We start from the raw sequence: 20,351 nt of genomic DNA, 5'->3' as shown, positions 1-20,351 counted from the left end.
GCCGCCCCCTCGTGGTGAGGAGGCGGCGCCCGGCCCGGTGCTGTCCGTACCGCCCGGTCAGCCGGCCGGCACCAGCCTTACGTCCGCCGCCTTCACATACGCGACGCGATGGCCGAACTGGATCTCGTAGTACTGCTCCTTGCCCCGCACCACCCGGTGCACCGACGTGTCGAACGTCGGCGAGTAGAAGTACTCGCCCGGCACCTTCCCGCCGGTCACGTACTTCTGTCCGGCGAGGAACGTGTACGGGAAGGCCGCCTGCTCCTGCACCGGGACGCCCGCCGGATACGCGGCGGCCTCCGGGTACGCCCTGCCGTACACCGGCACCTGCGCGAGGCCCGGCCTCGGCGTCACCAGACGCGCCTTCGCGGGCACCGCCGTAGGCTGCCCGGCCGGGTCGTGGAACCAGGCCTTCTGGCCGAGGTACCAGATCGCCGTCCAGTCGCCCGACCGCCCGGCGACCGCGTACTGCTGGCCCGTCGAGGCCCGCGCGCCCACGTCGTTGACGTCGATGGTGGAGTCCTCGCCGCCGGGCCGCAGCCCGGCGTCCTTCACCAGCGGCGCGCTCTCCTGCGGCGCCGTGTGTAGCCGTACCGCCGTCGAACCGTGCGGCGCGCAGGTCTCACCGGCCGTCACGCAGCCGGTGTACGCGGGCTTGTTGGCCGCGAAGTCCGGCCGGATCGTCACCGCCGCGGCCTTGCCGCGCGCCGTCGCCGTGAAGGGCTTGCCGAGCAGGGTGAAGAAGTGCGACCAGTCCCAGTACGGGCCCGGGTCGGTGTGCATCCCGGCGATCGTCGCCGCTGTCGTACCGGGGACGTTGTCATGGCCCAGGATGTGCTGCCGGTCCAGCGGGATGTCGTACTTACGCGACAGGTACCCCACGAGCCGGGCCGAGGCGCGGTACATCTCCTCCGTGAACCAGGCGTCCGGCGTGACCAGGAAACCCTCCTGCTCCACCCCGACCGACTTGGCGTTGACGTACCAGTTGCCCGCGTGCCAGGCCACGTCCTTGGTCGCCACGTGCTGGGCGATGTGCCCGTCCGACGAGCGGACCGAGTAGTGCCAGGACACATACGTCGGGTCCTGGACCAGCTGGAGCGTGGTGGCCCAGTCCGCCTCCGTGTCGTGCAGCACGATCGAGTCGATCTTCTGGGACTTCGGCCGGTCCGCCAGGTCGTGGTTGCCGTAGTCGCCCTCGCCGAACTCCTCGTACGGCGCTGGGATCCACTCGCAGGCGACCGTGCGGGGGCACTCCACAGGACCGGCCGCCGCCTTGCGCAGCCCGAGCCGGGAGACCTGCGCGGTGTCGGGGGCGACCTTCGGGGCCGCGGCCAGTGTCATCCGCTGCCCGCTGTCGGTGGTGCGCTGCTCGCCGTCGCGGATCACGGCGAACACGTCGTTCGCGTAACCGGCCGCCGTCGCCGAGTCGTCGGCGCCGGAGAACCGGGCCACCGCCCCGTACCAGTCGGCCGGGTCGCCGCCCAGCGGCTTGCCCAGCTCCCGCTGCGCCGCCGCGAGCAGCGCCGCGCCGCCCTTGATGTTGGCCGCGGGGCTCTCCCGCAGCTCCTCGGCCGGCTGTCCGCTGAGCTTCGCCGCCCGGTCCAGGGTGCGCAGCCGCGCGGGCAGTTGGGACGCCTTGGGCAGGGCGGCGGTGGCGGGCGTGGCGACCTTGGCCGTCCTGGACGTGTCACCGCGCGCGTCCTCGGTGTTCGGCTGCTGCTGTCGCGGCGCGTCGGCGAGCGCCGTGGCGGCGTCGGTCAGATGCATGGGACCGTAGCCGCCGCTGACGCTGGGCGCCCCGCCGTGCGTGTCCCAGCGGGACTGCAGGTACGAGACGGCGAGCAGCACGCTGCCCGGCACCCGGTACTGCGAAGCGGCGGCGGCGAAGTCGCGTTGCAGTGCGTCGGACGCCGGCCGCTCGGCGGTCGCGGAGGGTGCGGCCGAGACCAGTGGCAGCAGCAGGGCGGCCGCTGCCACCACACCCCCCGCCCTGAGCAGATGCCGGTGGGCCGGTCGCGTGAGTGGGGGGAAGGAACGGGGCAATGCAGCCTCCAGTGACGGGTGAAGCGCGAACCGCGGGGCCGTACTCGCCTACAGAGGTATCGGCTCTCGAACGATCCGTCAATCAGCCGCCCCGGCGACGACTTCGCACGTCAGCGCGCGTGTCGCGGAGTTTCGTCACGGCAGTGTCCGGGCCTGCGGCGCGTCAGTGGATTAGCCCAATGACGCCCACCCGGCCCGGTCCGAGGGCCGCGCGCCCCGTGTGTCGGCACGGGGCGAACACCCTCCCGGACGGCTCAGCGGGTACCGACGGCGGCGCGTACGGCACGCCGCGCCAGCGCGCAGTCGTCGTGCAGCCGGCGCAGCAGCAGCCGCTGCTCCTCGCCCGTCGAGGCGCCGCTCGGCTGTGCGGTGCCCGTACGCTCCTGCGAACCGCCGCCGGGCGCCGGGGTCTCCCGCATCGCGCGCTGCACCGCCGTCTCGTACATCCGGATCTCCCGGGTCAGTACGAGCATCAGATTGACCAGGAACGCGTCCCTGGCCGCCGGGCCCTTCGCCTGCGCGAGCTGGCTGATCTGCCGGCGCGCCACCGGGGCGTCCCCGAGCACCGCCCACAGGGTCGCCAGGTCGTAGCCGGGCAGGTACCAGCCGGCGTGCTCCCAGTCGACCAGCACCGGACCCGCGGGGGAGAGCAGGATGTTCGACAGCAGCGCGTCACCGTGACAGAACTGGCCCATGCTCTGCTTGCCGCCCGAGAGACCGTGCAGCAGCTTCTGCAGATCGCCCAGGTCACGGTCGGTGAACAGGCCCAGCTCGTGGTAGCGCGAGATGCGTGACGCGTAGTCGAGCGGCGCCTCGAACAGACCCGCCGGTGGCCGCCAGGTGTTGAGCCTGGCGAGCGCGCCGAGCACCGTGCGGATGTCGGCGCGCGGCGGCGCCTCCACCGGATGCCGGGTCAGCGCCGCGGCGCGGCCCGCCATCCGCTCCACCACCAGCGTGCAGTTCTCCGGGTCGGCGGCGACCAGACGTGGCACCCGTACCGGCGGACGGTGCCGGACGAAGGCGCGATATGCCGCTATCTCGTGGCGGAACCTCTCCACCCAGACGGGCGAGTGGTCCAGCAGACACTTGGCGACGGCTGTGGTGCGCCCGGTGGCGCCGACGAGCAGGACGGAACGGCCGCTGCGGCGCAGCACCTGCACCGGATTGAACTCCGGGCAGATCCGGTGCACCGACGCGATCGCCATCCGCAGCTGCGCGCCCTGAGGGCCGGACAAGTCGATTCTCCCGCTGACCTGTTGGGCGGCCGTCCCCGCCCAGCGCCGCCCCCGGCCTACGTGCGTGGGGTCCAGATACGGTCCGCCGGGCCGGGGCGGGGCGGACACGGAGGACGATGCTGTGTACATGGGCGATACAGATCCCTTCGTGTGCCGACGAATTGCGTGCGCCGTCCCGCCCCGGCGGCCGGTCCGCACCCTGGGGAGTACGTCCGGCTGCCGGGCCGGGGTGGCGCGTTCCTACCTGACACCGGGCCGCGGGTGGCACACCATCTGGCGAACCCTGGCGAACCCTGGCGAATAGTCGCCACCCACGTGACAGGGGGTTACTGTCAACTCAGCCGAGAACCTGGGGGCTTGACGTGAGCGGAGATTCCAACACCCGTCTGTCGGATCTGTTCGGCCTGGCCGGCTGGTCCAAGGGCGAACTCGCGAGACTGGTGAACCGGCAGGCGGCGGCCATGGGCCACCCCCAGCTGGCCACCGACACCTCGCGGGTGCGGCGCTGGATCGACATGGGGGAGACCCCGCGAGAACCGGTGCCGAGGGTGCTGGCGGCTCTGTTCACCGAGCGGCTCGGTCGTGTCGTGACCATCGAGGACCTCGGGTTCGTACGCAAAGGACGCGCGGGGAAGCGACAGGACGCCGGGAGCGAGGACAATCCCGACGCCCTGCCGTGGGCGCCCGAACGGACGGCAGCGGTCCTCACCGAATTCACGGGAATGGACCTCATGCTCAACCGACGCGGCTTGGTGGGCGCGGGCGCAGCGCTCACCGCAGGCACCGCACTCAGCAGCGCCATGCACGACTGGCTGCACTCCGACCCCGTACTCGCCGCCGACGCCCCCAGGCTCGGCGATCCCCTGCACGCCGATCCGGCAGGCCTCGGCCGTTACGAGGCGGCCCCCATCGGGTCGCAGGAGATCGACGCGCTGGAGCGCTCCGTCGAGGTGTTCCGCAAATGGGACGCCGCGCGGGGCGGCGGCCTGCAGCGCAAGGCAGTGGTGGGCCAGCTCAACGAGGTGGGCGGCATGCTCGCCTACCGCCACCCCGACTCACTCCAGCGGCGCCTGTGGGGCGTCGCCGCCAATCTCGCCGTACTCGCCGGGTGGATGTCCCACGACGTCGGCCTCGAACCCACCGCGCAGAAGTACTTCGTCATCGCCACCCACGCGGCGCGCGAGGGCGGCGACCGGCCACGGGCCGGCGAGGCGCTGTCCAGGGCGGCCCGTCAGATGGTCCATCTGGGCCGCCCCGACGACGCGCTCGACCTCATGAAGCTCGCCAAGTCGGGCTCGGGGGAGGAGACCCTGCCCCGCACCCGCGCCATGCTGCGCACCATCGAGGCGTGGGCGCAGGCGTCCATGGGCCGTGGCCAGGCCATGCGCCGCACCCTGGGCGAGGCGGAGGATCTCTTCGTCTCGGACCGGGGGGACGTGCCGCCGCCGAGCTGGATGCAGATGTTCGACGAGGCGGATCTGCACGGCATGGAGGCCCTGGCCTTCCGGACCCTCGCCGATCATGACCCGTCGGCCGCCGAACTCGCCCAGCAGCACGCCAAACAGGCGCTGGAGCTACGGGCCAACGACCGGCGGCGCTCGCAGATCCTCGACTACATCTCGCTGGCCTCGGCGTGCTTCATCGCCGACGATCCCGAGCAGGCCGACACGTACGCCCGGCTCGCGCTGGTGTCGATCGGGGAGACCTCATCGCACCGCACCTGGGACCGGCTGCGCGAGATGTACCGGCTGACCGGGCAGTACGCGGGGTACGGCAAGATCGAGGACCTGCGCGAGGAGATCGAACTCTCCCTGCCGAAGAGCCCGTCCAAGAAGGCGAGGACCGCCGGCATCTGAGCGGAGGAGAACCCGGCCAGGGGTCAGCCGATCCTGGCGACCATCACGCACGCGGCACTGTCGCGCCCGCTCCCGCCGAACTCCCCTACGACCGCGCGCGCACCCGCCTGTGAGGTGTCCGAGGCGGTCAGCCGGGGGGCCAGCGCCAGCAACCGGTCCTGACCGGCGGCCTCGGCGTCGGTACGGGCGAGTCCGTCGGTGTGCAGCACCAGCGTGTCACCGGGCTTCAGCTGGACGCCCGCCTGCTCGTACCCGGCCCCCGAGGTCGCGCCGAGCAGGACGCCGTCCGGCTGGGTCAGCGCACGTCCCGTCCCGTCGCGGAACAGCAGCGGGGCGGGGCTCGCGGCCTGCGCCCAGACGAGCGTGCGGGTCGCCGGGCGGTAGCGGGCGCAGAGTGCGCTGCCCAGCGCCGGCTGCTCCGCCGTGTCGAGCAGCTGGTTGAGATGGCCCAGCAGCGCGCCCGGTTCGATCCCCGCGACGGCGAGTCCGCGCAGCGCGCCCAGCAGCATTGCCATCGTGGAGGCGGCGCCCACGCCGTGGCCGGTCAGATCGCCGACGGTCAACAGTGTGTCGCCGTCGGGCAGTTCGAGTGCGTCGTACCAGTCGCCGCCGATCGGCGCCGCGTTGGCGGCCGGCAGCCAGTGCGCGGTCAGGTCCAGGGCGCCCCTGCCGTCGCGGGTCAGCCGTAACGACGTCGTACGCGACGGCAGTACGGCCTCCTGCAGCTCGGTCACCAGCCTGCGCTCGGTCTGCGCGATGTGCTGGACGCGCCGCACCGAGTCGCGCGACTCGCTCACCGCCCGCTCGCTGCGGCGCAGTTCGCTGACGTCACGCAGGACCGCCCACATGGAGGCGGTGGCGCCGGCGCCGTCGAGGACGGGCTCGCCCATCATGTGCAGCGTACGGATCTGTCCGTCGGGCCGTACGACACGGAACTCGCCGTCGATGGGGCTGCCGTCGATCAGACAGCCTGTCACCATCGCGGTGAGCAGCGCCCGGTCCTCGGGGAACACCAGCGACGGCAGTTCGTCCAGCGACATCGGGCCGCACTCCGGGGGGCGTCCGAAGATCTGGTACAGCTCGTCGGACCAGGTGGCCTCGTCGCTGAGCAGATCCCACTCGGCGCTGCCGACCCGGCTGGGCGGTGTGCCGTCCTGGAGTGGTCGCTCCGGTGCCGCGCTCTCCTGCGGCTGGTCCGGCCTGCCGGCCTTCAGTTGGTTCAAGTGGGCGCCGAGATCGTCCAGTTGGTGCACGGCCAGATCACAGAGCGCGCGCTGCCAGCGCCAGACCGCGTCGTCGTCGCCCGCCGCGGTGTTCCTGCGGACCGCGTCCACCGAGCCGCGCAGGAGACGGGTGCGGTTGATGAGCGCGTCCATCTCGCCCCGCTCGGGGGGCTGGGGGGCGGGGCGGTCCGCGAACAGAGGGGACGACATCTGGTACTCCGGTAGAGGCGCGGTACTGCGGGGTCCGGACGATGGACCATTACGACTGTCGCACAGCCGCTGACAGCCCGTAAGCCGTTTGGCGACACTCGGTTCGATGATGCGTCTGGCATATGCCAGAGGCGGCGACACGGCCCGTTCCGCCCGCCCGGCGCTCAGCCGGCGGCGGGCGCCTCCTCCATCACTCGCTTGAGATTGCGCAAGGTCGTACGGATGTTCCTCGCCTGGAAGGCAGCGAAGGTGTGGCCGCTCGTCGCGATCCGGTCGAAGACGTTGGCCACGGCGTCCGGCCAGGAGCGCCGGTCGTCCGTCCAGGTCTCGACGACGCGGGTGCCGCCCGGGACCGGCTCGAAGCGGTACTCCCAGCTCGCGATGGGACCGCGCAGCCGTGGCGTGCGCAGCCCGATGGCGTGCACACGGAAGGCGAACCGCTCGCCGGGGTCCGCGGCCGTGACCGTGCAGCGGGTGGTCCAGCGGGCGGGGCCGCGCTTGTTGCGGCCGACGAAGACCATGCCGACCCGCGCCGGGCCCTCGCCGTCCTGCACGGTCGCGCCCAGATTCTCCGGACTCCAACGGCCCATCTGCGCCGGGCTGCTGAGCTGTTCGTAGAGGGTCCGCGGTTCGACGGCGATGACGATGCTGTCCGAAACGGTGAAGGTGCGCGGCATGGGGGGCTCCGATCGTGTCTACCCGATGGTAACCAAGCCGCCCGGACCAACTTTGGTCCATACCAACTCCTTGACGACCCCTCCGTACCTCCCTTAAATCAAGTATTGAAATAAGAACCATGAAGTGTCATGCGCATGACCCCCCACTCGAAGTGATGTGATGACCTGTGCGAATCCCCTGGCGGCGCCGGACGGCGCTGTACGCCGTTGCTCTGATCTGCTGTTCCGGCGCGGTGGCGGCGATACCGGCCGCCGCTTCGGCGGCCCCGGCACCCGAGCCGCGCCCGGCGGCCGCGGCTGCCACCTTCACCGACGACTTCGACGGTCCCGCGGGAGCGGCGGCCGACGGCTCCAAGTGGCAGACGGAGACCGGCGACAACGTCGACAACCACGAGCGCCAGTACTACACCTCCGGCAACACCAACGCCGCGCTCGACGGCCAGGGACACCTGGTCATCACGGCGCGCAAGGAGAACCCGGGCAACTACCAGTGCTGGTACGGCCGGTGCGAGTACACCTCGGCCCGGCTGAACACCTCGGGCAAGTTCTCCGCCGCGTACGGGCACGTCGAGACCCGGATGCAGATCCCGCGCGGCCAGGGCATGTGGCCTGCGTTCTGGATGCTCGGCAACGACATCGGCAGCGTCGGCTGGCCCAACAGCGGCGAGATCGACATCATGGAGAACGTCGGCTTCGAGCCGAACACCGTGCACGGCACGATCCACGGCCCCGGCTACTCGGGTTCGGCCGGTATCGGCGCCGGCTACTCGCTCCCCGGCGGCCAGGCGTTCGCCGACGGCTTCCACACCTTCGCCGTCGACTGGGCGCCCGACTCCATCACCTGGTCGGTGGACGGCAACGTCTACCAGCGCCGTACGCCCGCCGACGTGAGCGGCAAGACCTGGGCGTTCAACAAGCCGTTCTTCCTCATCATGAACCTCGCGGTCGGCGGCTACTGGCCCGGTGACCCGAACAGCTCCACCACGTTCCCGCAGAAGCTCGTCGTCGACTACGTGCACGTCACCACCAGCAGCGGCGGCACCGGCGGTTCGGGCGGCTCCATCACCGGACTCGCGGGCAAGTGCGTCGACGTGGCGGCTGCGAGTTCGGCCAACGGCACCCCCGTCCAGCTCTACGACTGCAACGGCAGCGCGGCGCAGAAGTGGACGGTCGGCTCGGACGGCACGATCCGCGCGCTCGGCAAGTGCCTCGACGTCAAGGACAACAGCACGGCGGACGGTGCGCAGCTCCAGCTCTGGGACTGCACCGGAGGCCCCAACCAGCGGTGGGCCGTCTCCGGGGCGCGCGACATCGTGAACATCCAGGCCAACAAGTGCATGGACGTCACGGGCAACAACTCGGCCAACTCCACCCGGCTGCAGATCTGGACCTGCGGTGGCGGAGCCAACCAGAAGTGGACGGTCAACGCCGCATGAGAACACTTCACTTCGGCGCCGAAACCGGCGTACTCCACCGCTACAGACGCCCGTTCCTCCCGATGCTCCTGCTGACCGTGGTGGCGCTCTGCACCGCCCTGGTCGCCTTCCCCCAGCAGAAGGCCGCCGCCGGTACGACGGCCGCCGCCGCCGTACCCACCGGCTGGGTCACCGTCGTCAACAAGGGCAGCGGCAAGTGCGTCGACGCCGCGGCGGCCGGCACCGCCAACGGCACCGTCGTCCAGCAGTACGCCTGCAACGGCACGACGGCCCAGAACTGGACCCTCACCGCCGCCGCGAACGGCCGCTACCAGGTGGGCAATCGCAACGCCACCAGCGCGGTCTGGGACGTCAAGGACGTCTCCGTCGCGGACAGCGCGCCCATCCAGCTGTGGACGTACAGCAACGGCGACAACCAGCAGTGGCAGGCCGTCGCCGAGGCCGACGGCTCGTACCACTTCGTCAACGGCCACAGCGGCAAGTGCCTCGACGTACCGGCCGCCTCGACCGCCGACGGCGTCCAGCTCGTGCAGTACGCCTGCAACGGGACCGCGGCCCAGTCCTTCCGGCTGGCCGCCGCCGACCCGCCGCCGCCCGCCGGTACCCCTGACCTCGGTCCCAACGTCACCGTCTTCGACCCGTCGATGCCGGCGGCGACGATCCAGAGCAAGGTCAGCGCGGTCTTCAAGCAGCAGGAGACCAACCAGTTCGGCGCGCAGCGCCAGGCGTTCCTGTTCCGGCCCGGCAACTACAACGTCGATGTCAACGTGGGCTTCTACACGCAGGTGGCGGGGCTCGGTCTTTCGCCGGACGACGTGAACATCAACGGGGCCGTGCACGCGGAGGCCGACTGGTTCCCGCCGCAGAACGCGACGCAGAACTTCTGGCGTGACGCGGAGAACCTGTCCGTCACCCCCACCGGCGGCACCGACCGCTGGGCCGTCTCCCAGGCCGCCCCCTACCGCCGCATGCACGTGCGGGGCAATCTCGCCCTGGACGACGGCGGCTGGGCCAGCGGCGGCTTCATGGCCGACTCGAAGGTCGACGGCCAGGTCAGGTCCGGCACCCAGCAGCAGTGGCTGTCCCGTAACGACGAGTGGGGCAGCTGGAGCGGGTCCAACTGGAACATGGTCTTCGTCGGTTCGAAGAACGCCCCGGCGAACAGCTTCCCCAGCCCGCCCTACACCACGGTCGACCAGACGCCGCAGGTGCGCGAGAAGCCGTTCCTGTACGTCGACGCGGCCGGCGCCTACCAGGTGTTCGTACCCGCGCTGCGCGCCAACTCGTCGGGCACCACCTGGTCCGGCGGCGCGCCCGCCGGGACCTCGATCCCGCTGGACCAGTTCTACATCGCAAAGCCCGGGGCGACGGCCGCCGACATGAACGCGGCACTCGCCCAGGGCAAGAACCTCCTCGTCACCCCCGGCGTCTTCCATCTCAACCAGACGCTGAACGTCACCCGTCCCGACACCGTCGTGCTCGGCCTCGGCCTCGCGACACTCGTACCCGACAACGGGATCACCGCGGTGAAGGTCGCGGACGTGGACGGGGTGAAGATAGCGGGACTGCTCATCGACGCGGGTCCCGTTAACTCCCCCCTGCTGATGCAGGTGGGACCCGACGGCTCGAACGTGAGCCACGCGAGCGACCCCACCTCGCTGCACGACGTGTTCTTCCGCATCGGCGGCGGCGGGGTCGGCAAGGCGACCACCAGCCTGGTCGTGAACAGCCGCAACGTCATCGGTGACCACATGTGGCTGTGGCGGGCCGACCATTCCACCGGGGTCGGCTGGACCACCAACACGGCCGACACCGGCCTGATCGTCAACGGCGCGGACGTCACCATGTACGGCCTGTTCGTCGAGCACTACCAGAAGTACCAGACGATCTGGAACGCCAACGGCGGCAAGACGTACTTCTACCAGAACGAGATGCCCTACGACCCGCCCAACCAGGCGGCCTGGATGAACGGAGCGACCCAGGGCTACGCCGCCTACAAGGTGGCCGACAACGTCACCAGCCACCAGGCCTTCGGCCTCGGCAGCTACTGCTTCTTCCAGTCCAATCCGTCGGTGGTCGCCGAGCACTCCTTCGAGGCGCCCAACAACCCGAACGTTCGCTTCCGCAACATGGTGTCGGTGTCGCTGGGCGGCACCGGAACCATCCGCCATGTCATCAACGACAGGGGAGGCCCCGCCAACTCGTCGTCCAACGTGGCGAATCTCGTCAGCTACCCCTGACCGGCCCAGGCCGGCACGGGACACGCCCCGGGCACTCGCCCGGGGCGTGTCCCGTTCAGGGCGCGTGTCCCGCGCCGGAATGCGTCCGCCGTGTCAGCCTGCCGGTTCGACCTCCAGGAACCGCCGTCTGCGCGGGCCGCGGTAGAGCAGCGCCTCCCAGCCCATCCGGCCGAGCGCGGCGGCGCACGCCGTGAGCGCGTGTTCCTCCTCCTGGGCCGCGCCGCTGCCCGCCGGACCCAGCCACTCCACCCGTACCGTCCCCGGCCGTTCGCCGTCCGTGACCCGGAACCCCGTCGTGAGCGGCGCGTCCGAGCCGTCCGTCGCGCACCGGGCGTGCCCCGCTGCCTCCAGCGTGAGCGTCACGGCGCGGACCATGCGCGTCAGCTCCCATTCCGCGGGGACGGCGGCGGGATCACCCGGACCCTCGTTCGTCAGCCGCCGGATCTGCAGCAGCCCCTCGAAGGCCACCCGGATCTCGGCTGCCCGCGTCCCGGTCTCCTCGTCGCCCGTCATGACCACCACTCTCCCAGCCGCCGCTGACATCCGATGTTCCGCGCCAGTATGTGTTGGCTATTTGCGTAAACATCCTTCATTTCTTGCGCAGTCAGTTGGTACGTTGGTGGCGTGAAGAAAAGACTCTCTCAGGTGGCCGAGTTCGCCGGCGTCAGCGAGACCACGGCGCGGCGGGTGCTCAACGGGGCCACGGACGTGTCACCGGCGACCCGGGACGCGGTGCTGACCGCCATGGACGTCTGCGGTTTCGAACGGCCCCGCCAGTTGCAGCAGGAGCGGGCGGCGCTGGTCGGGCTCGTCGTGCCCGACCTGCAGAATCCGATCTTTCCCGCCTTCGCCGAGGCGCTGGCGGGACTGCTCAACAAGCGCGGCTTCATCCCGGTGCTCTGCACCCGCACGGCGGACGGCGTCTCCGAGGCCCACTACATCGACATGATCCTCAAACAGAACGTCGGCGGGATCATCTTCATCGGCGCCAGTTACGCCGACGCGGGACCGGAGCAGGGGAGGGCGCTGCGCGAGCGCCAGATACCGATCGTCCTGCTCAACGCGGCGGACGAGAACGCCGGGGTGGCGCAGGTGTCCATCGACGACGCAGCGTCGGCGCAGCAGGTGCTGGCCCATCTCTCGGCGCTCGGCCACCGGCGGATCGGCATGATCCTGGGGCCGGTCGGCCATGTGCCGTCGGCCCACAAACTCGCCGGCTACCAGGCGTTCCGCGCCCGGCAGGGCGACAGCGAGGGGGACTGGCGCAAGCTCGTCGCGCACGGGCTGTTCTCGATGGAGGGCGGCGCGACGGCGCTGCCGCGGCTCCTGGAGGGCGGGGTCACCGCGGTGGTCTGCGCAAGCGACGCACTGGCGCTCGGCGCCATTCGCGCGGCGCGGCGGCAGGGTCTGCGGGTCCCTGAGGACCTGTCGGTCGTCGGTTTCGACGACTCTCCGTACATGGTCGCGACCGACCCGCCGCTCACGACGGCCCGCCAGCCGGTGCAGGCGATGGCGGCTGCCGCCATCGCCTCACTCGTCTCGCAGATGAAGGGTCACGCGACGGAGGGGGAGTCGATGATGTTCGACACGGAGCTGATTGTGCGCAGTTCAACGGCCCCGCCGTCGCGTTCCCGGAGCAGGTGACGGCGGCGGCGCCGCACCCGTTCGTCCCACCCGCAGCCACCGAGGGGCCCGGCCGTCCGCCGGGCCCCTCGGTGCTGTCCGCCCTAGTGACGGTGTGTTACGGGCGACCGAGGCGCAGATTAAGTTCTTGCGCAGACTCATTGACTTCTTGCGTCATTCACTTTTACTGTCAGCGCCGTTGAGATGACGCAGAGGCCGTGCCCCTGCAAGTCACGCAAACCCGTTGCAGGAAGGCATGGGATCTCCATGGACGGCATCACAAGACGCCAAGCCCTCGGTGTGGCCGCGGCCACCGCCCTCACCCTGGGACTCGCCGGCTGCGGCGGCTCGTCCGGGTCCGGCGGGAGCGGGGTGGGCAAGGACGGCGTCGTGACGATCACGGTCAACGGCATGCCCGCCAAGACCCAGCCCGCCGACCGCAAGGACTACGAAGAGCTGGTCAAGCAGTTCGAGGCGAGCCACCCGAAGATCAAGGTCGTCGCCCACGAGGGCCAGATGGACCCCAACACCTTCGCGGCGAAGCTGGCGGGCGGCCAGCTGGAGGACGTGTTCTACGTCTACTTCACCGACCCGGCCGGACTGATCCAGCGTCACCAGGCCGCCGACATCACCCCGTACCTCAAGGGCGTGCCGTACCTCAACGACATCCGCCCGGCGCTCCAGGACGTCTTCAAGAGCGACGGCAAGGTCTACGGCCTGCCCACCGGCAACTACTCACTCGGTCTGCTCTACAACCGTGAGCTGTTCAAGAAGGCCGGACTCGACCCGGACACCCCGCCGACCACCTGGGAAGAGGTGCGCGCCGACGCCAAGAAGATCAGCGCGCTCGGCGACGACACCGTCGGCTACGCCGACTACAGCAAGAACAACCAGGGCGGCTGGCACCTCACGTCGTGGATCTACTCCATGGGCGGCGACGTCGCCACCCAGCAGGGCGGCAGCTGGAAGGCCGCGTTCAACAGCGACGCGGGGCACAAGGCGCTCCAGGCCCTGCACGACATGCGCTGGACCGACAACAGCATGGGCACCCGCCAGCTCCTGGAGATCGGCGACGTGCAGAAGCTGATGGGCGCCGGCAAGCTCGGGATGTACATGGCGGGCCCGGACAACATCCCCACCATCGTCAAGCAGTTCGAGCGCAAGTACGACGAGTTCGGCCTGGCGGCGCTGCCCGGCACCGCGACCCTCGGCGGCGGCGACGGCTTCATGTTCAACCCCAAGGCATCCCCGGAGAAGATCAAGGCGGGGCTCCAGTGGATCCAGTGGAAGTACCTCAACCCCGACCGTGAAGAGGCGAACACCAAGAAGTTCGCCGCCCTCGGGGTACCGATCGGACTGCCCCAGCCCAACCTCTTCGACGGCGCCGCGCAGACCAAGAACGACGCGATCCACACCAAGTACGCCAATGTGCCGCAGGCCAACTACAAGCCCTTCGTCGACCGCAGCCCGCAGGTCGCCGTCAAGGTCGAGCCGCCCAACGCACAGCAGATATACACCGTCCTCGACGGAGTGATGCAGGCCGTACTCACCAAGAAGGACGCGGACTTCGACCAGCTCCTCGGCGACGCCCAGAAGAAGGTCGACACCATCCTCGCCACGGTCAAGTGAGCTGACCTGAGAATGGCAACGGACGCACCCCCCTCCACCACCCCGCGCACCCCCGTACGCGGATCCGCCGGAAGCCGCGCGAAGAGCGACGGAGGACCGGCGCACCGCCCGGCCGGCCGGCGCGCACGCCGGATCCGGGAGAACGCGGTCGCCTATCTCTTCCTCGCCGCCGGGATCCTGTGTTTCGCGCTCTTCTCCTGGTACCCGATCGTGCGGGGCGTCCTGCTGAGCTTCCAGCAGGTCAACTTCGCCGAACCGGCCAGGTGGGTGGGGCTCGACAACTTCCAACGGCTCTTCGAAGACCCGCTGTTCACGACGGCCTGGCGCAACACCGGCTACTTCACCCTGCTGGCGCTGGTCTTCGGCTTCGCGGCGCCCTTCGCGACGGCCCTCGTGCTCAACGAGTTCCGGCACGCCAGGTCGTATCTGCGGATGACCGTCTACCTGCCGGTGATGCTGCCGCCGATCGTCACGATGCTGCTGTGGCGCTGGTTCTACGACCCGGGACCCGGCCTGTTCAACAACGTGCTGGGCGTCTTCCACCTGCCCGCACAGCAGTGGCTGGAGTCGCAGAACCTCGCGATGGTCTCCCTGGTCCTCGTCTCCACCTGGGCCAACATGGGGACCACCACCCTGATCTACCTGGCGGCGCTCGGCGGCATCCCCGGTGAGCTGTACGAGGCGGCCGAGCTGGACGGTGCGTCCATCGCGCGCAGACTGTGGCACGTCACCGTGCCGCAGATGCGCTTCATCCTGATGATCACGCTGCTGCTGCAGATCATCGGCACGATGCAGGTGTTCATCGAGCCGTTCGTCCTCACCGGCGGCGGCCCCGACGACGCGACGGTCACCGTCCTGCTGCTGCTCTACCGCTACGCCTTCGTCTATAACGACTTCGGCCTGGCCAGCGCCATGAGCACGCTGCTCTTCGTGGTGCTCGGCACCTTCGCAGGCATCTATCTGCGCCTCACCCGGACCAGGAGCTGACCACCGCCATGGCAGCGGAAACGCCCGTACGCACCCTGATAGCCCCGACCGAGATGACCCGCCGCACCGGCAGGTTCCTCTACCGCTTCGTCCTCACGGCGACCCTGGCCGGATTCACCCTCGCCTTCGTCTTCCCGCTCTACTGGATGACGACCGGCGCGCTCAAGTCCTCCGCCGAACTCGCCGCCCCGCACCCCACGTTGCTGCCGCAGACCTGGCACCCGGACAGCTACTCCCAGGCCTGGTCCAGCGTCGGACTCGGCCGGTACTTCCTCAACACACTCCTGCTCGCGGCGGGCGCCTGGCTCCTCCAGCTGGTCGTGGACGTCGCCGCCGCGTACGCGCTGTCGAAACTGCGGCCCGTGCTCGGCAACGTGGTCCTCGGCATGATGCTCGCCACCCTGATGCTGCCGGTCTCAGCGCTGCTCGTACCGACGTACCTGACCGTCGTCGACGTGCCGCTGCTGCACGTCAACCTCATCAACACCCCGTGGGCGATCTGGCTGCCGGCCTGCGCCAACGCGTTCAACATCTTCATACTCAAGCGGTTCTTCGACCAGATCCCCGGCGAACTGCTCGACTCCGCACGGATCGACGGCGCCGGCACCGTACGGGTCCTGGTCTCCGTCATCCTGCCGCTCTCCCGCCCGGTCCTCGCCGTGGTGTCCATCTTCGCGGTCGTCGGAGTCTGGAAGGACTTCCTCTGGCCGATGCTCGTCCTGCCCGACCCGGCAAGGCAGCCGATCACCGTGGCGCTGAACCGGCTCTCCCTCGACATGCCCGCGAACCAGTTGCTCGCGGGCATGGTGATGGCCAGTGTGCCGCTGCTCGTCCTGTTCCTGATCTTCCAGCGCAGCATCATCTCCGGCCTCACCGCAGGCAGCCTCAAGGGCTGACTCCTGTCCCCCCTCCTGGAAGGACACACCGTCGTGTCACCAGCACCGAGAACACGCCCAACCCCGCTTCACTCCCCGTCCCTTCTGCGCATGGCAGCCCTGGTGGTGGCCCTCATCTGCGCCCTGGCCTACGCGCTGACCGGGCCGCTGGCGCCCGGCGCCCACGCGGCGAGCAGCACACTGGAGGCCGAGTCGGCCGCGCTGTCCGGCGGCGCCGCCGTCTCCACCGAACACCCCGGCTACACCGGCAGCGGCTTCGTCGGCGGCTACACCGACGCCAACAAGGGCCGCGCTTCGACCTCGTTCACCGTCCAGTCGGCGGCAGCCGGCAGCGGGTCGGTGAAGATCCGCTACGCCAACGGCACCACGGCGACGATGACGCTGAGCCTCTACCTCAACGGCGCCAAGGTTCGCCAGGTGAGCCTGCCCCCCACGGCCAACTGGGACAGCTGGACCACCCATGACGAGCAGCTGACCTACCGGCAGGGCGCCAACACCGTCGCCCTGACCTTCACCACCGCCGACAGCGGCAACATCAACCTCGACAACGTCGTCGCCACGACCCCGGACAGCACACCGACCGATCCGCCCACCGACCCGCCGACCGACCCGCCCGCCGGATCGCCCGCCCTCCAGGCCGAGAGCGCCTACTTCTCCGGGGGCGCGTCCGTCGCGACCTCCGCGACCGGCTTCACCGGCAGCGGCTATCTCACCGGCTTCACCACCAGCGGCGCCCGGACCGTGTACGACGTCAACACCGCCTCCGCCAAGACCTATCCGGTGGTCGTGCGCTACCGCACCGACAGCGGATCGGCCGCCACGATCACCCTCACCGCCAACGGCACCAAGGTCCGTCAGCTCTCGCTGCCCGGCACCTCAGGGGCGTGGAAGGACGCCACCACCGACGCCCCGCTGCGCGCCCAGCTCAACACACTGACGCTGCGCACCGAGTCCGGTGACAACGGCGCCCTGCAACTGGACGGCATCACCGTCACCGGCTCCGCCGCCGGCGCCACCCGTGGCGCGACCGTCCCGTACACCACGTACGAGGCGGAGTCCGGCACCACCAACGCCTCCACCATCGGCCCCGACCGCACCTACCTCTCGGTGCCGTCCGAGGCGTCGGGCCGTAAGGCGGTCGTCCTCGACAGCACCGGTGAGTACGTCCAGTTCACCCTCACCAAGCCCGCCAACGCGCTGACCCTGCGCTACTCGCTGCCGGACACCGCGCCCTCCGCCACCCTCAGCGTCTACGCCGGCTCCACCCACGTCCGCGACCTCGACCTGACCACCAAGTACAGCTGGGTGTACGGCGCCTACCCGTACAACAACGACGCGTCGCAGGGCTCCGGCCACCACTTCTTCGACGAGACCCACGCCCTCATCGGCAGCTTCCCCGCCGGGACCGTGCTGAAGTTCCAGAAGGACGCGGGCGACACGGCCGCCTCGTACACCCTGGACCTCGTCGAGACCGAGACCGTCGCCGCCGACCAGGCCATGCCGGCCGGCTTCGTCTCCGCGACCACCCTCGGCGTCACCGCCAACGACAACAGCGACGACACCTCGGCCCTCAACTCGGCCGTGCAGAACGTGAAATCGCAGGGCAAGGGGCTCTGGCTGCCCGCAGGTACGTACAACATCTCCGGCCATGTGAACCTCACCGGGATCGCCCTGCGCGGCGCCGGCGTCTGGTCGACCGTACTGCGCGGCAGCAACGGCAAGGGCGGCCTCTTCGGCCAGGGCGGCACCAGCACCGTCCAGGACCTGACCATCGCCGGTGACGTGTCCTACCGGGACGACGCCAACTTCGACGCCGGGATCGAAGGCAACTTCGGCAACGGCTCGACGTTCCAGAACATCTGGATCGAACACACCAAGGTCGGTCTGTGGATCGACGCCCCCACCAACGGCCTGTACGCGACCGGACTGCGCATCCGCGACACCTTCGCCGACGGCGTCAACCTCCACAAGGGGACCACCGACACCGAGCTGCGCGACTCCAGCATCCGCAACACCGGCGACGACGGCCTCGCGATGTTCTCCGAGGGCCAGGCCGTCACCCGCAGCGCCTTCCGCTTCAACACCGTGCAGGTGCCGCTGCTCGCCAACACCGTGGGCATCTACGGCGGCAACGCCAACCGGGTCGAGGACAACCTCCTCTCCGACACCGTCACCGGCTCGGCCGGCATCGCCATCAGCAGCCGCTTCGCACCGGTCCCGTTCAGCGGCACCACCTCCGTGCAGCGCAACACACTCCAACGCACCGGCGGCTTCGAACCCAACTGGCAGAGCAAGTTCGGCGCCCTGTGGATCTACGCCGACTCCTCCGACATCACAGCGCCCGTCCTCGTCCAGGACATCGACATCGTCGACTCCACCTACAGCGGGGTGCTGATCTCCTTCAACAAGACCGTCAGCAATCTGACCCTGAAGAACATCAAGATCCAGAACACCGGTCTCTACGGCATCGAGATCCAGTCCGCGGGATCCGGCACCTTCTCCGGTGTCACGGTCAGCGGCGCCGCCTCCGGTGGCCTGAACAGCAGCGGCGGATTCGCCATCACGCGCGGAGCCGGCAACTCCGGCTGGTAACCGCCCCCGGTGCCGGGGCCCCGCGAACCCGGGGGCCCCGGCACCACCTCATCGAACTAGGAGTTCCTGTGACCCACTGGTGGCGGCATGCCGCGATCTACCAGATCTACGTACGCAGCTTCGCCGACGGCGACGGCGACGGCACCGGCGACCTGGCCGGCGTCCGCAACCGGCTGCCCTATCTGCGGGAACTGGGCGTCGACGCCCTGTGGTTCACCCCCTGGTACACCTCACCGATGGCCGACGGCGGCTACGACGTCGCCGACTACCGCGACATCGACCCGCTGTTCGGCACCCTCGCCGAGGCCGAGCGGCTCGTCGAGGACGCCCACACCCACGGACTGCGCGTCCTCGTCGACCTCGTGCCCAACCACTGCTCCGACCAGCACCACTGGTTCCAGGAGGCGTTGGCCGCAGGACCCGGCTCCGCCGCCCGCGAACGGTTCTGGTTCCTGCCGGGCCGCGGCGAGAGCGGCGAGCTGCCGCCCAACGACTGGCACTCCTACTTCGGCGGCAGCGCCTGGACCCGGATCACCGAGGCCGACGGCACCCCCGGCCCCTGGTACCTGCACATGTTCGCCCCGCAGCAGCCCGACCTGAACTGGGAACACCCCGAGGTACGCGCCGAGTTCGAGGACATCCTGCACTTCTGGCTGCGCCGCGGCGTCGACGGCTTCCGGATCGACGTGGCCCACGGCCTCGCCAAGAAGCCGGGCCTGCCCGACATCGGCCCCGACCCCGACCCGACCGATCTGCCCTACCAGGACCACGACGACGTCCACGACATCTACCGCAGCTGGCGCAAGATCCTCGACGGCTACCCCGGCGACCGGATCTTCGTCGGCGAGGTCTGGCTGCCGTCGGCCGAACAGTTCGCCCGCTACCTGCGCCCCGACGAGCTGCACTCAGCGTTCAACTTCGACTTCCTGTGCAGCTCGTGGGAGCCGGCCGCGCTGCGCGACGTCGTCGACTCGACGCTCGCCGCCCACGGCCCGGTCGGCGCGCCCCCCACCTGGGTGCTCTCCAACCACGACACCATCCGCCATGTCACCCGCTACGGCCGCGCCGACACCTCGTTCGACATGGGCGACAAGCGGCTCGGCGATCCGAGCGACCTGACCCTCGGCCGCCGAAGAGCCCGCGCGGCGGCGCTGCTGACCATGGCGCTGCCCGGCGGGGTGTACATCTACCAGGGCGACGAACTGGGCCTGCCCGAGGTCCAGGACCTCCCGGACGCGGTCCTCCAGGACCCCACGTTCCTCCGCTCCGGCGGCGCCGACCGCGGCCGCGACGGCTGCCGAATCCCGCTCCCGTGGCAGCCCGGCGGCGCAGCGCTCGGCTTCTCACCCGACGCCGCCACCGCCGCGCCCTGGCTGCCACAACCCGCGGACTGGGCCCCACTCAGCGTCGCGGAACAGACCGCCGACCCGGACTCCTTCCTCACCCTCTACCGCACCGCACTGGCCCTGCGCTCGTCCCGCCTCACCGCCCTGCCGGAGCCCCTGACCTGGGTGGACACCCCACCGGGCACCCTCTGCTTCGACCGCGCCGGCGGCTTCCGCTGCCTGGTCAACGCGACGGACACACCGGTGCCGTTGCCGGCGGACGCGACGGTACTGCTCAGCAGCGCTCCCCTGGAGGAGAGCGCCGAGGGCCGCGTACTGCCTGCGGACAGCACGGTCTGGCTGGACATGAATTAACGTC

Annotated in this window: 14 protein-coding genes; 9 read left to right on the top strand and 5 right to left on the bottom strand. The window is 70.2% G+C overall.

Features of this window, described 5'->3' with window-relative positions:
• Positions 1 to 57: 57 nt before the first annotated feature.
• Both OHS57_RS03985 and OHS57_RS03980 read right to left on the bottom strand, forming a co-directional pair.
• Positions 58 to 1,980 carry an N-acetylmuramoyl-L-alanine amidase gene (locus OHS57_RS03985; protein WP_443042839.1) on the bottom strand — a complete coding sequence of 641 codons (1,923 nt, stop codon included), beginning with the start codon at positions 1,978 to 1,980 and terminating at the stop codon, positions 58 to 60.
• A 317-nt stretch (positions 1,981 to 2,297) separates the two neighbouring features.
• The gene (locus OHS57_RS03980; protein ID WP_328581041.1) at positions 2,298 to 3,407 is read right to left on the bottom strand and encodes an aminoglycoside phosphotransferase family protein; all 1,110 of its coding nucleotides are present in this window, start codon (positions 3,405 to 3,407) and stop codon (positions 2,298 to 2,300) included.
• A 233-nt stretch (positions 3,408 to 3,640) separates the two neighbouring features.
• On the opposite strand from OHS57_RS03980, the gene OHS57_RS03975 reads away from it, so the two are divergent.
• Positions 3,641 to 5,134, top strand: a complete 1,494-nt coding sequence (locus OHS57_RS03975) for a DNA-binding protein NsdB (protein WP_041998493.1) — start codon at positions 3,641 to 3,643, stop codon at positions 5,132 to 5,134.
• Between the two features lie 23 nt (positions 5,135 to 5,157).
• Here the strand turns inward: OHS57_RS03975 and OHS57_RS03970 are convergent, their stop codons facing one another.
• Positions 5,158 to 6,567, bottom strand: coding sequence for a PP2C family protein-serine/threonine phosphatase (locus tag OHS57_RS03970; RefSeq protein ID WP_328581040.1), 1,410 nt, complete (start codon positions 6,565 to 6,567; stop codon positions 5,158 to 5,160).
• Positions 6,568 to 6,731: 164 nt separating this feature from the next.
• Positions 6,732 to 7,244, bottom strand: coding sequence for an SRPBCC family protein (locus OHS57_RS03965; protein ID WP_041998498.1), 513 nt, complete (start codon positions 7,242 to 7,244; stop codon positions 6,732 to 6,734).
• Between the two features lie 233 nt (positions 7,245 to 7,477).
• On the opposite strand from OHS57_RS03965, the gene OHS57_RS03960 reads away from it, so the two are divergent.
• Both OHS57_RS03960 and OHS57_RS03955 read left to right on the top strand, forming a co-directional pair.
• Entirely contained in the window at positions 7,478 to 8,680 is a 1,203-nt protein-coding gene (locus tag OHS57_RS03960) for a ricin-type beta-trefoil lectin domain protein (protein WP_443043052.1), read from the top strand.
• Positions 8,677 to 10,920: an RICIN domain-containing protein gene (locus OHS57_RS03955; RefSeq protein WP_328581038.1), complete on the top strand. Its 2,244-nt coding sequence runs from the start codon at positions 8,677 to 8,679 to the stop codon at positions 10,918 to 10,920. The genes OHS57_RS03960 and OHS57_RS03955 overlap by 4 nt, the downstream gene beginning before the upstream one ends.
• Positions 10,921 to 11,013: 93 nt before the next feature.
• On the opposite strand, the gene OHS57_RS03950 is transcribed toward OHS57_RS03955, so the two are convergent.
• Positions 11,014 to 11,433: a hypothetical protein gene (locus OHS57_RS03950; RefSeq protein WP_328581037.1), complete on the bottom strand. Its 420-nt coding sequence runs from the start codon at positions 11,431 to 11,433 to the stop codon at positions 11,014 to 11,016.
• Between the two features lie 111 nt (positions 11,434 to 11,544).
• Between OHS57_RS03950 and OHS57_RS03945 the strand changes: the two genes are divergently transcribed.
• The 6 genes from OHS57_RS03945 (at position 11,545) to OHS57_RS03920 (ending at position 20,347) form a co-directional block, all read left to right on the top strand.
• Positions 11,545 to 12,564: a LacI family DNA-binding transcriptional regulator gene (locus tag OHS57_RS03945; protein WP_328581036.1), complete on the top strand. Its 1,020-nt coding sequence runs from the start codon at positions 11,545 to 11,547 to the stop codon at positions 12,562 to 12,564.
• Positions 12,565 to 12,810: 246 nt separating this feature from the next.
• Complete coding sequence (locus tag OHS57_RS03940) at positions 12,811 to 14,172, top strand: extracellular solute-binding protein (protein ID WP_041998509.1); 1,362 nt, start codon at positions 12,811 to 12,813, stop codon at positions 14,170 to 14,172.
• 12 nt (positions 14,173 to 14,184) lie between these two features.
• Positions 14,185 to 15,159: a carbohydrate ABC transporter permease gene (locus OHS57_RS03935; RefSeq protein WP_328581035.1), complete on the top strand. Its 975-nt coding sequence runs from the start codon at positions 14,185 to 14,187 to the stop codon at positions 15,157 to 15,159.
• Positions 15,160 to 15,167: 8 nt separating this feature from the next.
• On the top strand, positions 15,168 to 16,055 hold the full coding sequence (locus OHS57_RS03930; protein ID WP_041998514.1) for a carbohydrate ABC transporter permease: 888 nt from the start codon (positions 15,168 to 15,170) through the stop codon (positions 16,053 to 16,055).
• A gap of 90 nt (positions 16,056 to 16,145) precedes the next feature.
• Positions 16,146 to 18,647, top strand: coding sequence for a carbohydrate-binding protein (locus tag OHS57_RS03925; RefSeq protein ID WP_328581034.1), 2,502 nt, complete (start codon positions 16,146 to 16,148; stop codon positions 18,645 to 18,647).
• A gap of 68 nt (positions 18,648 to 18,715) precedes the next feature.
• A complete protein-coding gene (locus OHS57_RS03920) occupies positions 18,716 to 20,347 on the top strand; it encodes a glycoside hydrolase family 13 protein (RefSeq protein WP_328581033.1) in 1,632 nt (543 codons plus the stop codon).
• Positions 20,348 to 20,351: the final 4 nt, after the last annotated feature.

Source organism: Streptomyces sp. NBC_00370 (genome assembly GCF_036084755.1).
GTDB lineage: Bacteria > Actinomycetota > Actinomycetes > Streptomycetales > Streptomycetaceae > Streptomyces.
This window is presented reverse-complemented; position numbering and strand designations above follow the sequence as displayed.

Coding starts and splice junctions, on each gene's coding strand:
- OHS57_RS03940 (WP_041998509.1), top strand. CDS start 12,811: ATGGACGGCATCACAAGACGCCAAGCCCTCGGTGTGGCCGCGGCCACC.
- OHS57_RS03930 (WP_041998514.1), top strand. CDS start 15,168: ATGGCAGCGGAAACGCCCGTACGCACCCTGATAGCCCCGACCGAGATG.
- OHS57_RS03925 (WP_328581034.1), top strand. CDS start 16,146: ATGGCAGCCCTGGTGGTGGCCCTCATCTGCGCCCTGGCCTACGCGCTG.
- OHS57_RS03965 (WP_041998498.1), bottom strand. CDS start 7,244: ATGCCGCGCACCTTCACCGTTTCGGACAGCATCGTCATCGCCGTCGAA.
- OHS57_RS03955 (WP_328581038.1), top strand. CDS start 8,677: ATGAGAACACTTCACTTCGGCGCCGAAACCGGCGTACTCCACCGCTAC.
- OHS57_RS03980 (WP_328581041.1), bottom strand. CDS start 3,407: ATGTACACAGCATCGTCCTCCGTGTCCGCCCCGCCCCGGCCCGGCGGA.
- OHS57_RS03970 (WP_328581040.1), bottom strand. CDS start 6,567: ATGTCGTCCCCTCTGTTCGCGGACCGCCCCGCCCCCCAGCCCCCCGAG.
- OHS57_RS03950 (WP_328581037.1), bottom strand. CDS start 11,433: ATGACGGGCGACGAGGAGACCGGGACGCGGGCAGCCGAGATCCGGGTG.
- OHS57_RS03935 (WP_328581035.1), top strand. CDS start 14,185: ATGGCAACGGACGCACCCCCCTCCACCACCCCGCGCACCCCCGTACGC.